Genomic DNA, 14,765 nt, shown 5'->3' on the forward strand with positions numbered 1-14,765 from the left:
GGGATGATCGATGCCCTGCTCGGTCAGGCGCTGACGAACCGGGCCGTATTCCAGATGCAGATGCTCGACGCGGTTCAGGGCGAAACGTACCCGCAGGATCAGCCAGCGACCGACCTGCTGCTTGAACAGGCTGTCGCGGTAGGCAAAGTTGCACTCGGCCAGCGTGAAATCGCGCAGCTCGCCGGTCTGGCGGTCCAGCGCGGTCAGACCGGCGAACACATCCTTGATCTCGACCCCATAGGCCCCGATGTTCTGCATCGGCGCGGCACCGACGGTGCCGGGGATCAGGCTGAGGTTCTCAAGGCCCGACAGGCCTTGCGCCAGTGTCCATTGAACGAACGGGTGCCAGCTTTCGCCGGCCTCGGCTTCGATCACCACCTGACTGCCGTTGTCGCTCAACACCCGGATACCACGGGTGGCCATGCGCAACACCAGCGCGGCAATGTCTGCGGTCAGCAACAGGTTGCTGCCACCGCCAATCACCAGCAGCGGCATGGCGTGCGCGGCCGAATACGCCAGCGCCTCGCGCACATCGGCATCACTGTGGGCTTCGGCAAATAATTGCGCGCGCACGTCCACGCCAAAGGTGTTGTACGGCTTCAGCGAAACCTGCGATTGCAGGTGCAAAGTCATAAGCGTCCCTTCAATTCAATCACCAGCAAATCACTGGCACGCTCGATCAGGTCCAGCACCTGCTCGAAACCTTGATCGCCGTCGTAATAAGGATCCGGCACTTCATCCACGCTCGACTCATAGCGGCGCAGGAATAAATCCAGCTCTGCCCTGCCCTTGGCCGGTTGCAACGCCTTGAGGTTGCGCAGGTTGCTATGGTCCATGGCGAGGATCAGGTCATAGCTGGAAAAGTCGGCACGCGTKACCTGTTGGGCGCGTTGCGCGGACAGGTCATAACCACGGCGCAGCGCGGCAGCCTGGCTGCGCTTGTCCGGCGCCTTGCCGATATGCCAGTCACCGGTGCCCGCAGAAGCCACTTCGACCTGATCGGCCAGACCGGCTTCACGCAGTTTGTGTCGCAGCACCCCTTCAGCCGTGGGTGAACGGCAGATGTTGCCCAGGCAGACGAACAGAACCCGCATCAGGCCTCCAGCAGGCGACGAACGCGTTCGAGGTCTTCCGCCGTGTCGACACCCGGTGGCGGTGCAATCAGTGCATCGGCAACGTGAATCCGCACACCGTGCCACAGGGCACGCAGCTGCTCCAGAGACTCGGTGTTTTCCAGCCAGCACGGGCCCCAGCTGACAAAGTCATGCAGGAAACCGGCGCGATAGGCATAGATGCCAATGTGCCGACGGTAAGGAACGCCAGCCGGCAATTGCTCGCGGCTCTTGGCGAAGTCGTCCCGCGCCCACGGCAACGTGGCGCGGCTGAACGTCAGCGCCAGACCATTCAGATCGCTGACGACCTTGACCACGTTGGGGTTGAACAGGGTTTCAACGTCTTCGATCGGCTCGGCGAGGGTCGCCATGCGCGCTTCGGTATGGGCCGCCAGGTTGGCCGCAACCTGATCGATCACACTCGGCGGAATCAACGGTTCGTCGCCCTGCACGTTGACCACGATAGCGTCCGGCGCCAGGCCCAGTTGGGCAGCGACTTCAGCCAGGCGATCGGTGCCGGAGTTGTGGTCCTCGCGGGTCATCACCACTTCAGCGCCAAACGCCTTGCAGGCCTCGACAATGCGCGCATCGTCCGTGGCAACCACCACCCGCTGCGCGCTGCTTTTGCTCGCCTGTTCCCAAACGTGCTGGATCATCGGCTTGCCGGCAATCATTTGCAGAGGCTTGCCCGGCAGACGGGTGGAAGCAAAACGCGACGGAATCACAACGGTGAAGGCAGTGCTCATTTATCCAGACGCTCTTCTGCCGTCAGGGTGCGCGCTTCGCTTTCGAGCATCACCGGAATGCCATCACGAATCGGATAGGCCAGACCGGCGCCTTTGCTGATCAGCTCGGTTTTATCGGCGCTGAGCTTGAGCGGACCTTTGCAGATCGGGCAAGCGAGGATGTCGAGCAATTTGGTGTCCATGAGCATTCCCTGGAAAAAAGCGTTTTAAGGCAAAAGCCGCGCGGGCAACAGCCGCATCAACTGCGTATCGAACCAGGCCACGAAGGCCGGTGATGGCGCAGCATCGACCGCCAGATACCACCAGTCGGCGGCCGCGAAGGTTCGGCATTTCACCGCATCCTTCTCGGTCATCACCAACGGCAGTGACGGCGTGAAATTCAAAGCCGCCGCGCTGTATTCGGCGTGGTCGGCAAAAGCATGTGGAACAGGCTGCCAGTGTAGCGTTTCAAGGGTGTTGAAGAAACGTTGCGGATTACCGATTCCGGCCACCGCGTGCAAGGCCTGGCCAGCGGGGAAATGCTCAAGCGAGCGCCGTTCGCCCGTCAGCAGGTTGACCAGCGCGGTCGGTTGCAGCTGGAACGCAAAGCCGTCGTCGCGATCGGCCGTGGCACCGTTGTAGAGCAGCGCATCGACGCTTTGCAGGCGTTCGACCGGCTCACGCAGAGGGCCCGCCGGCAGGCAGCGTTTATTGCCCAGTCCGCGTGCGGCATCGATCAACACCAGCTCAAGATCGCGTGCCAGACGGTAATGCTGCATGCCATCGTCAGACAGGATCAGATCCAGCGGCTCGGCGGCCAGCAGTGCCTGCACGGCGCGACTGCGATCGGGGTCAATCATCAATGGCACACCGGTGCGCTGGACGATCAACAGCGGTTCGTCACCTGCGATGGCCGCGCTCTGCCCGCCTTCGACCCGCCAGGGCAATTGCGGCGGTTTGGCGCCATAACCGCGACTGACCACGCCCACCCGCAGGCCACTGCGCTGGCAGTGGTCGATCATCCACAGGATCAACGGCGTCTTGCCGGTACCGCCCACCGTAATGTTGCCGACCACGATCAGCGGCACGGGCGGCTGGTAGATCTCGCCTTGGCCGGCCAGAAACCGTTCACGCTTGGCCGTGACCACGCGCCGGTACAGCCACTCCAGTGGCTGCAACAGTTTCAGCGCCGGATGACCGGCATACCAGGCGGCGAGCAAACGATCGGACATGGCCATCAGGGTGCCGGCGCCGCCTCAACGGTGGTCATGCGCAAGTGGGTGAAACCCAGCTTGCCCGCGGCATCCATCGCCGTGACGACGGCCTGATGCTGGGTTTTGCCATCGGCGCTGATCGACAGCGGCGAGTTGGTGTCGCCATTCGACGCCGTCTTCAAGGCGTCGATCAGGCTGGCCAGATCGTTCTTCGGCAACAATTGGTTGTTGACCGAAAACACGCCGTCGGCGCTGATGGCGATGTCCAGTTGCTTGGCCTGCTGGTCTTCGGCAGGTGACCCGCTGACAGCTTCCGGCAGGTCGACGCGCAGCTGGGTTTCCCGGGTAAAGGTGGTGGTCACGACGAAGAACAGCAGCAGGACAAACACCACGTCGATCAGCGACACGAGGTTGATGTCCACGTTCTCCCGTTGCTTACGGCGGAATTTCACGCTTTGCCCTCAGCCAGATCGACGTCACGGTCGCCCTGCACCACTTCAACCAGCTTGATGGCTTCCTGCTCCATGCCCACGACGAGTTCATCGATGCGCCGTTGCAGGAACCGGTGGAAGAACACCGACGGGATACCGACGATCAGGCCCGAAGCCGTGGTGATCAAGGCTTTGGAAATACCGCCGGCCAGCACCGCAGCGTTAGTGGTCATGCCGGTGCTCATGAACGAACTGAAGATATCGATCATGCCCAGCACCGTGCCGAGCAGGCCGAGCAACGGCGCCATGGCAGCGATGGTGCCCAGCGCGTTGATGTAGCGTTCCAGCTCGTGGATCACCCGGGCAGCGGCCTCTTCGATGCACTCTTTCATGATCTCGCGACCATGCTTGGAGTTGGCCAGGCCCGCCGCAAGGATCTCACCCAACGGCGAGTTGGCGCGCAGTTCCTTGAGTTTTTCCTTATTGAGTTGCTTGTCCTTGATCCAGACCCAGACCTGCCCGAGCAAATGCTCCGGGGTCACACGGCTGGCGCGCAAGGTCCAGAGACGCTCGGCAACGATCGCCATTGCCGCGATGGAACTCAGAATGATCGGCAGCATCATCCAGCCGCCGGATTTGACCAATTCCCACACAGTGACAGTCCCCTCGAAAAAGTGCGCCACTTTAACATACAGACTCGACAGAGAGACCCGACACGCCACAGACCGTGTGTCGCATGGCGCGCCGCGCTGATGACCGGTGGTTATTGGCTGACAAACGGCGGTGCACGCCAGAAACGTGGCTGCTGGCGCAGTGACTCGGGCGCCTCGAACGCCCCCAGACGCAAACGCAAGGCGCCCTGCTCGGCCCGGGCGTCGATGTCGCCAGTCAACAACAGACGCTCGCCGTTGGCTTCGATCTGCAGGACGCAGGATTTCTGGTTGCTTTCGCTCGCTCCGGACCATTGCCAGAGCGTAAAACCCACACCGTCCCACTCCCAGCGTTGCCCGCTCTCGCAGGCCTGCGCGTACAACTCGGCCGGCAGGGCTTCGGGATCACCGCTGAGCACCTGCGCCACCGGCAATCCGCTTGCGACCGAGCGCGCGCCACCGGCGTGATCGGCATCGGCATGACTGATCAGCATCACCTCCAGCTTGCGCACACCGAGCTTGCGCAACGACGGCAACACCACCCGCTCGCCCAAATCGAAATCACCGAAACGCGGACCGGCGTCATAGAGCAACGTGTGATGACGCGTGCGAACCACTATGGCCAAGCCCTGGCCGACGTCCAGTTGCCAGATTTCAGCCATGCCGTCAGGTACGGTTCTGAGTGGCGGGAACACCATCAACAGCAGCATCGGCCAGCCCAACAACCGCATGGGCAGGCCTTTGGGCAACAACAGTAGAAAAGCGCCAAACGCACTTATCCCCCAGACCCAAAGGGGAATTACCGGGGCAACCCATGCCGGTATCCGCCCGGCCACCAACGCCAGACCGTTGAACAGCACGTCAAGCAAACCGCCGGCCAGCCACAACAGCCCTTCGCCGACATAAGGCAGCGGCAGCAACAATGTCCCCAGCAAGGCCGGGGGCAGCACCACCAGACTGATCCAGGGCACCGCCAGCAGATTGGTCAGCGGACCACTGAGGCTGATGGGCAAACCGAGTATCAGCAGCAACGGGCACAAGCCAATCGCGATCAGCCATTGCGCACGCGTCCAGGTTTGCCACCAGCGCCAGGCGCCCAAGCGGCCGCTGAAGGTGAAGATCAGCACCGCCACCGCTGCAAATGACAACCAGAATCCCGGCTGCAAACTGGCCAACGGCTCAAGCAACAACACCGTATTCAACGCCAGCAGCAAAGGCCACCAGGCACCCAGATGACGAAACCGCAGGCGCCATAACAGCACCAGACCGATCATCACGCAGGCTCGGCGCACCGGCACCTCGAAACCGGCGAGCAACCCATAGCCGAGCGCCGCCGCGAAGGCCATGCCGCAGGCCCACGGCAACCAGGGCAACCTCTGCGGCCACAATCCATAACGCGCCAACCCGGCAATCAGTAGATAAACCATTCCGGCCAGCAAACCGATGTGCTGCCCGGAAATCACCAGCAAATGCACAGTGCCGGTGTCTTGCAACACGCGCCAGTCTTCGCTGCTCAATCCAGAGCCGTCGCCCAGCACCAGCGCCGCCAACGCCCCCTCGCGCCCTTGCGCATCGACCGCCAGCAAACGCTGGCGAACAGCATCACGCCAGGCCCCTTGTGCAGGCCGGAGCAACTGCCCGTCCTTGACGCTTCCCGTGGCGCCGATGCGTTGTGCCAACAGCCAGGCGTCGTAATCAAAGCCCTGCGGATTGAGGAGGCCTGTGGGGCGCTTCAATTTCACCGCCAGTCGCCAGCGCTCACCGCTGTTGACCGTCGGACCGTCGTACCAGGCCAACCGCATCAAACCCGGCAAGCGTGTGCGCCGCGACTCGCTATCGGCCAACTCGAAACGCACCACGCCTTGCGCGTTCTGCGGCAAGCCGACGACTCGTCCTTCGACCCAGCGGGTTTGCCCGTCGAGGTCCGGCGCCAAACGATCTGCCAAAGCCCAGTGCGCACTGGCACAGGCCCAGCTGAAACCGAACAGAAAAAACGCCAGTGGGTACGTGCGAAATGGCAACAGCATCAATGCCAGTACGGGCAGCAACAGCAGTAACCAGACCGGTGGCAACACCGGTAAAAAACGCAAGGCCAACAGACCCAACGCGAGCGCCAACATCCCTGTGCGCATTAGCCTGTCCTTGAGAGTCCCCTCTCTTGGATTAGCCGAGTTACCAAAGTCCGCGTTTATTAATTGTCACAAAGTCTGAACGGGCGCTCTGTAGAATCCGGGCATACTTGCCGCTTGAACCGACCGAGAAGCCTTATGCCCCGGCGCTTATTCAAACGTTACATGCCAGACCCGACCAGCATCCGGGAACACAAATCCTTACGCTTTCTCGGCACGCTGCTGCACGACCCGAACCTCTGGCACCTCAATCGGCATTCGGTTGCGCGCGCCATGGCCATCGGCGTGTTCGCCGCGTTTCTACCGATTCCGTTGCAAATGCTGGTGGCGGCAATGCTTGCCATTTGGGTGCGTGGCAATATTCCGATCGCGGTGAGCCTGGTCTGGCTGACCAACCCGATCACCATGCCCGTGGTGTTTTACTGCACCTATCAGACCGGCGCCTGGCTGATGGATGTCCCCGCCCGCAGCCTGCCGGATGAGCTGACCTGGGAATGGATCAGCGGTGAGCTGTCGACTCTTTGGCAACCGTTTCTGCTGGGCTCGGTGGTGACTGGCCTGGTGCTCGGCGCGTTGGCCTACTGCCTGACCATGACCTACTGGCGCTGGTGGGTCGGTCGGCAATGGACGCGGCGCAGGCGAAGCCGGATGTAGCAGCTGTCGAGCCCGTGACGCTCCGCGTCCCTAGAGGCATTCCTTTGCGGCGCATGAGAACGATCAAACAGCCAATTACAGGACCGCACCCGTCGTAGCAGCTGCCGAGCCCGCGAGGCTGCGTTCGAGGACGCAGTCCTCGCCAATCCGGCGTACGCGGTTTTCCTGAACGAACGTGTTGCCTGATTTTACGACCGCTTCGTCCGGATGCGGCCCAGACCGAACGCAGCCTCGCGGGCTCGGCAGCTGCTACGACGGGTGTTTAAGCTTGCCTACACAGCGCCCATCAGAGGCTACAACGCCTTGCGTCACGGCCTACACCTGCGCCAGAATCCGCCGGCTTGTGCGCTTTGGTCCTCGCTTCTATTGTTCTCCTGTCGCTGCCCATCAGCGATCGGGTTTAGCAGCTCGGAGGTTTCACGTAGGTGCACTGCACTTCAGAAATTCAGGTATTCCATCCCTGAACTCTATGGTGGCTGTGCGCAGGGCACCCTCGGGTGCGCCGGTTTTTCGTGATTCCTCCCGGTCTGCTAACCTGCGTACAGCCGCCACCCTTTCGTTTAGCAGCGAATCGGTGGTAGCTCCAAAGAGGAAATTACGACAATGTTCAAACCAACTCCAAATCCACCCGAAACCGATCCGGTTTCTCCCTACGCCTCCCTCAAYTCAAAAGAACTCCACGCCGCCGCGCACCGTGCGCTSGAYCATTACCTGGTGCTGCCGGAAACCAAGACATTGYTAGCCGACCGACGYCCCGGCTGCATTTTYGTCATCGCYCCCGACGTCGACAGYGAAACCCTGCTGGCCCACGCCTGCGAGACCCTCGCCTCGGTSAATGTCATGGCCAGCGATCTGGCGTTTGAGCTYGAAGGYCCCAARCGCAATACCGCRCTGGCGATTCARCAGATGATTTCRCTGGCCGAGTTGGCGGTGAATCGGGCGCTGGATCACCTCGATCCACCGGACTCACCGCAGTAGCACGCCAACACGCTGATCGTTCCCGCGTGGGAACGATCATCAATAAAAAAGGCCTCCACTTGGGATAATTCCTGTCAGTTAAGGCACAAACCTGTGGGAGCGAGCCGGCTCCGGGCGGCGTTCCGACGATAGCGGTGGGTCAGTCAACATTGATGTTGAATGTTATGCCGTCATCGCGAGCAGGCTCGCTCCCACATGGATTGCGCTTAACTGACTGGCATTGTCCACTCGGGAGGCCGTTTTTTTGTGTAGTACGCATTTATTGCAGTGCTGGCAATCACGCCTTCGCGAGCAAGCTCGCTCCCACAAGGATCGAGTTTGCCGCAGGTTAGGTGCGCATCCCGCGTCCGCTGACCAGCAACCGCGCGCAACCGATGTACAGCACGACGGTTGCTACCAGCATGAAGGTAATGGCGATGCTGATCTTGATGTCCGAAACGCCGAGGATGCCGTAACGGAAAGCGTTGACCATGTGCAGCACCGGGTTGGCCAGCGACACGGTCTGCCAGAACGGTGGCAGCAGGCTGATCGAATAGAACACCCCGCCCAGGTAGGTCAATGGCGTCAGCACGAACGTCGGGATAATCGAAATGTCATCGAAGTTGCGCGCAAACACCGCGTTGATGAACCCCAGCAGCGAAAAGATCGTTGCCGTCAGCAGCACCACCAGCAGGGTAATCCCCAAATGGTGAACTTGCAGGTGAGTGAAGAACAGCGAAAGCAGCGTCACGATCACGCCCACCGCCAGGCCACGCAGCACCCCGCCCACGGTGTAGCCGATCAGAATGGTGTGCGGCGAAACCGGTGAAACCATCAGTTCTTCGATGGAGCGCTGGAATTTGCTGCCGAAAAAGCTCGAGACCACGTTGCCGTAGGCGTTGGTGATCACCGACATCATGATCAAGCCCGGCACGATGTATTCCATATAGGTGAAGCCACCCATATCACCGATTTGCCGGCCAATCAGATTACCGAAGATCACAAAGTACAGAACCATGGTGATGGCCGGCGGCAGCAGGGTCTGCGGCCAGATCCGGGTAAAACGCCGGACCTCACGGTAAACAATGGTATTGAGTGCAATGAGGTTGGGTTTCAGTTCGGAACTCATACGGCCACCTTCGCCAGATTTTTCTCCACCAGAGACACGAACAACTCCTCAAGGCGATTGGTTTTGTTGCGCAGGCTCAGCACTTCGATGTGCTGCGCGGCCAACTGACCGAACAACGCGGTGATGCCGACGGCCTTGTCGACCTGGACTTCCAGGGTGTGGCTATCGACCAGACGAGTCGGATAGCCAATCAACTGCGGCGCCACCGTCATGTCGTTCTTCAGGTCCAGCAGGAACGTCTCGACATGCAGCTGGCTGAGCAGGTTACGCATGCTGGTGTTTTCGACGATGGTGCCGTGGTCGATGATGCCGATGTTGCGGCACAGCTGCTCAGCCTCTTCCAGGTAATGCGTGGTGAGGATGATGGTGATGCCTTTCTGGTTCAGCTCGGTGAGGAAGGTCCACATCGAGCGACGCAGTTCGATGTCCACGCCGGCAGTCGGTTCGTCGAGGATCAGCAGGCGCGGTTCATGCACCAGCGCACGCGCAATCATCAGTCGACGCTTCATGCCGCCCGACAGTGAGCGTGACGGCACATCGCGCTTGTCCCACAGGCCGAGCTGAGTCAGGTATTGCTCAGCGCGTTCCTTGGCGATTTTGGGCGGGATACCGTAGTAACCGGCCTGGGTCACGACAATATCGAAGGTCTTTTCGAACTGGTTAAAGTTGAATTCCTGCGGCACCACGCCGATGCAGCGCTTGAGCCCCGCCGGGTCGCGGTCCAGGTCGTGGCCAAAGATATTCACCGTTCCGCTGGTCTTGTTCACCAGGGTCGAGAGAATGCCGATGGTCGTGGATTTGCCGGCGCCGTTGGGGCCGAGCAAGGCAAAAAAGTCACCTTCGGCGACATCCAGATCGATACCACTCAAGGCCTGGAAACCGTTGCCGTAGGTTTTGGTTAGCTGCCGGATGGACAGAGCAGAACTCATATCGGATTTACGCACCAAGAAGGGAAGTCAGGAATAAACAAGAGCGGGCGGCGACCCATGCAACCGCGGCGCATAAACGCAATGGTGCTTGGCGACGCCGCACAAGTACAGTCAAGTGTGTTGATAGTCAGTATTAAGTCAACGCGGTCATGACGGCTTTTTGATAAGCCGGACGTTGCTTCAGGCGCGCATACCAGGCTTGCAGATGAGGCATTGGYGCTCGCTCGATGGGCATCTCGAACCAGGCATAGATAAAGCTGCCCAACGGAATATCGCCCGCGCCGATCTCGTCACCGGACAAATACGGCTTTTGCGCCAATGCCTGATCAACCATCGACAGCAATTGCTCGCAGGTTTTCTGCGCCGCGTTGATCGCAACCCAATCCTGCTGATCGGCCGGGGTACGCAATACGCCCCAGAACACCTGGCGGAAAGGTTCGGCAAACGACGAAGTGGTCCAGTCCATCCACTTTTCCGCACTCGCCCGGGCCTGCACGTCGGCCGGGAACCAGTTCGAACCCGCTGCGTGACGGGCAGCCAGGTAACGCACGATGGCGTTGGATTCCCACAGCACAAAACCGTCGTCTTCAATCACCGGAATGCGGCCATTAGGGTTCATCGCGCGATATTCCGGTGTGTCGACCACACCAAAAGCCCCGCCCGCATCCTGCGTTTCGTAGTTCAGCCCGAGTTCTTCGGCGCACCACAGTGCCTTTCTGACATTCGACGAATTTTTCCGACCCCAGATCTTCAGCATGACCGCTCCTCGATGGATGAATGCCGGGGCAGTCTACGCCCCGGATCAGCCGCGACTCAAATCGCTCTGCATGTCGCCCAACAGGGCTGGCGACTGCTCACCGAACAAATGCGGGTAGAGTTTTTCCAGGTACTCGAAGAAGAACGCTTCGGGCACATCGGCGAACTGGCCATGGTCGACCAGATACTCCATCGATTGCAGCCCCTGGCGATTGAACGGGTGGAAGATGCTGTCATTGATCCCGTCGAATTCCAGCGCCGGTACATCGAACAGCTCACAGAGCTTCTGGTTGAACGCCGGTGTGGCCTTGACCCAGCGCCCCTGCAAATACAACTCGGTGTAACCGTGCATGGCGAACACGTCACTCTTGAGCAACTCRATCAAGCGCGGGGTCGACAGGTGATTGCGCACATCCGCAAGACCGATCCGCGCGGCGATCCCGCAGTGCCGCGCGCAACCGGCCAGCAAAGTGGCTTTGGGCACGCAGTAGCTCTCGCCGGTGGCCAGTGCATAACTGCCGCGCAAGGTCGCGGGATCACGGCTGAAGGTGTAGGGGTTGTAGCGGGAGAAGCCCTGAGTCTATCGGCAGACCTGGCACAGAGATAATGACGTTTCGGCCAAACATCAGCGCTTGTCGCACGCTCAGCGGAGCTTTTTTACAGCGTCCGTCAGCACTATCACTCACGAAATTCACCGCTGTTTCCCACGATTTCAAACACATCGCTCTGACCACCCCGTTTTGCAGATGCCGTCTAAGCTCTGAAGGTGGTTTTGACCCTGGCTTCACGGAGGATTGAATATGCTGCTGTTGTGGATACTGGTTCTGGTGGTCGGGATTGCCTGGCTGGCTCACCGCCGCATCGCGCCCCTGCCCGCCCTGGGTATCGTGGCGATCTATCTGCTGGCGATGGGAGCCTTCAGCCATGCGCCAGGCTGGCTGCTGCTGATTTTCTGGATCGCGCTGGCCGTCGTCGCGGCGCCACTGCTGCTGCCCGACCTGCGACGCAAATACTTCAGTGCCCCGCTGTTCAACTGGTTCCAGAAAACCCTGCCGCCGATGTCGCAAACCGAACGCGATGCCATCGATGCCGGCACCGTCTGGTGGGATGGCGAGCTGTTCAGCGGGCGTCCGGACTGGAACAAGCTGCTGTCCTATCCCAAAGCGCAGTTGAGCGAAGAAGAACAGGCGTTCATCGATGGCCCCACCGAAGAGCTCTGCGCCATGGTCAGCGACTGGCAGATCGGCCAGGCGATGGACCTGCCGGCCGAGGCCTGGGCGCACATCAAGCAGAATGGTTTTTTTGCCCTGATCATCCCCAAGGAGTTCGGCGGCAAGGGATTTTCCGCCTACGCCCACTCGCAAGTGGCGATGAAACTGGCCACCCGCAGCGGCGACCTGGCATCGACGGTGATGGTGCCCAACTCCCTCGGCCCGGCCGAACTGTTGCTGCATTACGGCACCGATGAACAACGCAACCATTACCTGCCCCGCTTGGCACGCGGCGACGACATCCCGTGCTTCGCGCTGACCGGCCCACTCGCTGGCTCCGATGCGGGCGCCATGCCCGACACCGGGGTGATCTGCAAAGGGGAATGGGAAGGCCAGGAAACCCTGGGGCTTCGGCTGAACTGGGAAAAACGCTACATCACCCTGGGCCCGGTTGCCACTCTGCTCGGCCTGGCATTCAAGGCCTATGACCCGGATCATCTGCTGGGTGACGAGGAAGACCTTGGCATCAGCCTCGCGTTGATCCCGACCGACACTGCCGGTGTGGACATCGGTCGACGCCACCTGCCCCTCGGCGCCGCGTTCATGAACGGCCCGAACTCCGGCAAGGACGTGTTCGTACCGTTGGACTTCCTCATCGGCGGCCAGGAGATGCTCGGCAAAGGCTGGATGATGCTGATGAATTGCCTGTCGGTCGGGCGTTCCATTTCGCTGCCGGCAGTCGGTACCGGGGCGGCCAAGTTCACCAGCCTGGTGACCGGTCAATACGCGCAGGTTCGCGAGCAATTCAACGTGCCGCTGTCGGCCTTCGAAGGGATTCAGGAAGCGCTGGCACGTATCGGCGGCAACGCCTGGATGATGGACGCCGCGCGGATGCTCACCGCCAACGCGGTGGATCTCGGCGAGAAACCTTCGGTGCTCTCGGCGATTCTCAAGTATCACCTCACCGAACGCGGTCGCGAGTGCATCAGTCACGCCATGGATGTGCACGGTGGCAAGGCGATCATCATGGGGCCCAATAATTACCTCGGGCGCAGCTGGCAAGGCGCACCGATCTTCATCACGGTGGAAGGCGCGAACATCCTTTCGCGCAACCTGATGATCTTTGGTCAAGGCGCGATCCGCTGCCATCCGTTCGTGCTCAAGGAAATGGCCCTCGCCAGCCGTGAAGACAAGGACCAGGCACTGAAGGAGTTCGACAGCCTGCTGCTCAAGCACATCGGTTTCGCCGTGAGCAACGCCGCCAGCACCCTGGTACTGAACCTCGGCTTCGGGCATTTCGAACAAGTACCTGGAGACAAACTCAGCCAGGGCTACTTCCGCGCCCTCAACCGTCAGGCCGCGGCATTCGCTCTGCTCGCAGACCTGAGCATGATGTTGCTGGGCGGTGAACTGAAACGTCGCGAACGTTTGTCGGCCCGACTCGGCGATGTACTGAGTAACCTGTACCTGGCTTCCGCCGCCCTCAAGCGTTACCACGACCTCGACTCACCGGAGCACATGGCGCCGCTGTTTACCTGGGCCATGGAAGAGAGTCTCGGCCAGTCGGAACGGGCGCTGGATGAACTGCTGAGCAACTTCCCGAGCAAGGTGCTGGGTTGCCTGATGCGAGTGATCGTGTTCCCGTTCGGTCGCCGTCACAAAGGGCCGTCGGACAAACTCGGTGCCGAAGTGGCAGCGGTCATTGGCCGGGCCAAGGGCGATCCGACGCTCGAAGAGTTGCTGGGGGGCTGTTACCGGCCGCAATCGGTCGATGACCCGGTTGGCGCCCTGCAACATGCCTGCAACTTACTGAGCGCCGCACAACCGCTGCAGAAAAAAATGCACTTTGCGCTCAAGAGCGGGCAGTTCAAACCGGGTGCCGGGGAGCACGTCATCGACGCTGCCCTGGAGGCCGGCGTGCTGCAAGCCGCAGAAGCACATACCCTGCATGAGTTGAACTGGCGCAGGGCAAGACCCGCTAACGCGGTGGCTCGTCCGGCGGGTCAATGATGAAAAGCGGGCGCTGGAGCTATATACTCCGGCGCCCGTTTTGCTTTTGATCTAGAGGACTCCCGTTATGCTCGACCAAATTCTCGTCCAGCTCGACCTCCTGCGCAGTATCCTGGTCGCTGTCGGTGAAGCCGAGCAGGTTCCAGACGAAAGTCATGCCTTGTTCCTGGAGCGCTTCGACGAACTGCGTGCGTCGCTGCCAATCGATCCGATCGAAAGCCAATACCTGGGGCAGGACATTATTTGTCAGGTCATCACCCGTTATCCGCAAATTGCCCACCTGGTCCCCCGCGACCTGTTGTGGYATTTCGCCGGCGACTGCCTGCATTACATGCCTGATGATGAAATCGCTCTGTATCAGGCACTGGAAGAACGTCGTTACGAAGCTGAACAGAACGACGAACCGTTCGACTGGAATCAGGAAAAACAACTGCTGACCCTGTCGAACCAGGACAGCAAGCACTGATCCCGGATCAAAAATGCAAAAGGCCCGCATGGTTAAACATCCGGGCCTTTTTTTGTGGCATTGATTATTCAATGTGGGAGCGAGCCTGCTCGCGATGACGGTAGACCAGACACTGGTGCGGTGGCTGTCAGGCCGCCTTCGCGAGCAGGCTCGCTCCCACATTGGTTCTTCGTCGTTCACAAATCCCCTGCTCGCGAAAGTGCCCTCAGAGCACCCCGTCACTCTCCGGCAACTCATACGCCGCCGCGACCTTGCCCGGACCACTCGACTTTCCCGGTTTGCCCAGCGTCGGCTCCTTCTCCAGGCACTCCACCAGATAATCGATAAGCACTCGAAGCTTGGGTGGTAAATAGCGCGTCGGCGAATGCAGTAGCCAGGCGCCGCCATGATAG

General features: G+C 60.6%; 15 protein-coding genes and 2 pseudogenes. 4 read left to right on the forward strand and 13 right to left on the reverse strand.

What is annotated here, in order from left to right; genetic code table 11:
• From AC1DH9_RS11040 to AC1DH9_RS11075, 8 genes are all read right to left on the reverse strand, one after another.
• The coding region (locus AC1DH9_RS11040) for an FAD-binding protein (protein WP_477808166.1) at nucleotides 1–633 on the reverse strand (633 nt) is incomplete at its 3' end.
• Complete coding sequence (locus AC1DH9_RS11045; protein ID WP_054593358.1) at nucleotides 630–1,094, reverse strand: low molecular weight protein-tyrosine-phosphatase; 465 nt, start codon at nucleotides 1,092–1,094, stop codon at nucleotides 630–632. The genes AC1DH9_RS11040 and AC1DH9_RS11045, both read right to left, overlap by 4 nt.
• Entirely contained in the window at nucleotides 1,094–1,858 is a 765-nt protein-coding gene (kdsB, locus tag AC1DH9_RS11050; protein ID WP_103317684.1) for a 3-deoxy-manno-octulosonate cytidylyltransferase, read from the reverse strand. Before kdsB ends, AC1DH9_RS11045 begins: the two co-directional genes overlap by 1 nt.
• Nucleotides 1,855–2,040: a Trm112 family protein gene (locus AC1DH9_RS11055; protein WP_019689343.1), complete on the reverse strand. Its 186-nt coding sequence runs from the start codon at nucleotides 2,038–2,040 to the stop codon at nucleotides 1,855–1,857. Before AC1DH9_RS11055 ends, kdsB begins: the two co-directional genes overlap by 4 nt.
• A gap of 24 nt (nucleotides 2,041–2,064) precedes the next feature.
• A complete protein-coding gene (gene lpxK / locus AC1DH9_RS11060; protein WP_427545282.1) occupies nucleotides 2,065–3,075 on the reverse strand; it encodes a tetraacyldisaccharide 4'-kinase in 1,011 nt (336 codons plus the stop codon).
• On the reverse strand, nucleotides 3,075–3,503 hold the full coding sequence (locus tag AC1DH9_RS11065; RefSeq protein ID WP_054593361.1) for an ExbD/TolR family protein: 429 nt from the start codon (nucleotides 3,501–3,503) through the stop codon (nucleotides 3,075–3,077). Before AC1DH9_RS11065 ends, lpxK begins: the two co-directional genes overlap by 1 nt.
• Entirely contained in the window at nucleotides 3,500–4,135 is a 636-nt protein-coding gene (locus tag AC1DH9_RS11070; protein ID WP_019689340.1) for a MotA/TolQ/ExbB proton channel family protein, read from the reverse strand. The genes AC1DH9_RS11065 and AC1DH9_RS11070 overlap by 4 nt, the downstream gene beginning before the upstream one ends.
• 110 nt (nucleotides 4,136–4,245) lie before the next feature.
• On the reverse strand, nucleotides 4,246–6,264 hold the full coding sequence (locus AC1DH9_RS11075; RefSeq protein WP_477808167.1) for a DNA internalization-related competence protein ComEC/Rec2: 2,019 nt from the start codon (nucleotides 6,262–6,264) through the stop codon (nucleotides 4,246–4,248).
• Nucleotides 6,265–6,399: 135 nt separating this feature from the next.
• Between AC1DH9_RS11075 and AC1DH9_RS11080 the strand changes: the two genes are divergently transcribed.
• Together AC1DH9_RS11080 and AC1DH9_RS11085 are read left to right on the forward strand one after the other, a co-directional pair.
• Nucleotides 6,400–6,915 carry a DUF2062 domain-containing protein gene (locus AC1DH9_RS11080; RefSeq protein ID WP_427545279.1) on the forward strand — a complete coding sequence of 172 codons (516 nt, stop codon included), beginning with the start codon at nucleotides 6,400–6,402 and terminating at the stop codon, nucleotides 6,913–6,915.
• Between the two features lie 603 nt (nucleotides 6,916–7,518).
• Nucleotides 7,519–7,893 carry a DUF6124 family protein gene (locus AC1DH9_RS11085; RefSeq protein ID WP_427545277.1) on the forward strand — a complete coding sequence of 125 codons (375 nt, stop codon included), beginning with the start codon at nucleotides 7,519–7,521 and terminating at the stop codon, nucleotides 7,891–7,893.
• A 328-nt stretch (nucleotides 7,894–8,221) separates the two neighbouring features.
• On the opposite strand, the gene AC1DH9_RS11090 is transcribed toward AC1DH9_RS11085, so the two are convergent.
• The 4 genes and pseudogenes from AC1DH9_RS11090 to AC1DH9_RS11105 form a co-directional block, all read right to left on the reverse strand.
• A complete protein-coding gene (locus AC1DH9_RS11090; protein ID WP_427545275.1) occupies nucleotides 8,222–9,001 on the reverse strand; it encodes an ABC transporter permease in 780 nt (259 codons plus the stop codon).
• Nucleotides 8,998–9,930: an ABC transporter ATP-binding protein gene (locus AC1DH9_RS11095; protein ID WP_216743206.1), complete on the reverse strand. Its 933-nt coding sequence runs from the start codon at nucleotides 9,928–9,930 to the stop codon at nucleotides 8,998–9,000. The genes AC1DH9_RS11090 and AC1DH9_RS11095 overlap by 4 nt, the downstream gene beginning before the upstream one ends.
• 133 nt (nucleotides 9,931–10,063) lie before the next feature.
• Nucleotides 10,064–10,687 carry a glutathione S-transferase family protein gene (locus AC1DH9_RS11100; protein WP_427545273.1) on the reverse strand — a complete coding sequence of 208 codons (624 nt, stop codon included), beginning with the start codon at nucleotides 10,685–10,687 and terminating at the stop codon, nucleotides 10,064–10,066.
• A 45-nt stretch (nucleotides 10,688–10,732) separates the two neighbouring features.
• Nucleotides 10,733–11,251: pseudogene (locus AC1DH9_RS11105) on the reverse strand (transglutaminase domain-containing protein); the annotation flags it as partial.
• Nucleotides 11,252–11,486: 235 nt separating this feature from the next.
• Here AC1DH9_RS11105 and AC1DH9_RS11110 point away from each other — a divergent pair.
• Entirely contained in the window at nucleotides 11,487–13,907 is a 2,421-nt protein-coding gene (locus tag AC1DH9_RS11110; RefSeq protein ID WP_477808168.1) for an acyl-CoA dehydrogenase, read from the forward strand.
• A 67-nt stretch (nucleotides 13,908–13,974) separates the two neighbouring features.
• Nucleotides 13,975–14,373, forward strand: a complete 399-nt coding sequence (locus tag AC1DH9_RS11115) for a PA2817 family protein (RefSeq protein ID WP_477808169.1) — start codon at nucleotides 13,975–13,977, stop codon at nucleotides 14,371–14,373.
• Nucleotides 14,374–14,578: 205 nt separating this feature from the next.
• Here the strand turns inward: AC1DH9_RS11115 and AC1DH9_RS11120 are convergent.
• Nucleotides 14,579–14,765, reverse strand: a pseudogene (locus tag AC1DH9_RS11120) (transcriptional regulator); the annotation flags it as partial.

It is taken from the genome of Pseudomonas sp. 05T35 (assembly GCF_056396605.1).

Coding starts and splice junctions, on each gene's coding strand:
- kdsB (WP_103317684.1), bottom strand. CDS start 1,858: ATGAGCACTGCCTTCACCGTTGTGATTCCGTCGCGTTTTGCTTCCACC.
- AC1DH9_RS11055 (WP_019689343.1), bottom strand. CDS start 2,040: ATGGACACCAAATTGCTCGACATCCTCGCTTGCCCGATCTGCAAAGGT.
- lpxK (WP_427545282.1), bottom strand. CDS start 3,075: ATGGCCATGTCCGATCGTTTGCTCGCCGCCTGGTATGCCGGTCATCCG.
- AC1DH9_RS11075 (WP_477808167.1), bottom strand. CDS start 6,264: ATGCGCACAGGGATGTTGGCGCTCGCGTTGGGTCTGTTGGCCTTGCGT.
- AC1DH9_RS11080 (WP_427545279.1), top strand. CDS start 6,400: ATGCCCCGGCGCTTATTCAAACGTTACATGCCAGACCCGACCAGCATC.
- AC1DH9_RS11090 (WP_427545275.1), bottom strand. CDS start 9,001: ATGAGTTCCGAACTGAAACCCAACCTCATTGCACTCAATACCATTGTT.
- AC1DH9_RS11095 (WP_216743206.1), bottom strand. CDS start 9,930: ATGAGTTCTGCTCTGTCCATCCGGCAGCTAACCAAAACCTACGGCAAC.
- AC1DH9_RS11110 (WP_477808168.1), top strand. CDS start 11,487: ATGCTGCTGTTGTGGATACTGGTTCTGGTGGTCGGGATTGCCTGGCTG.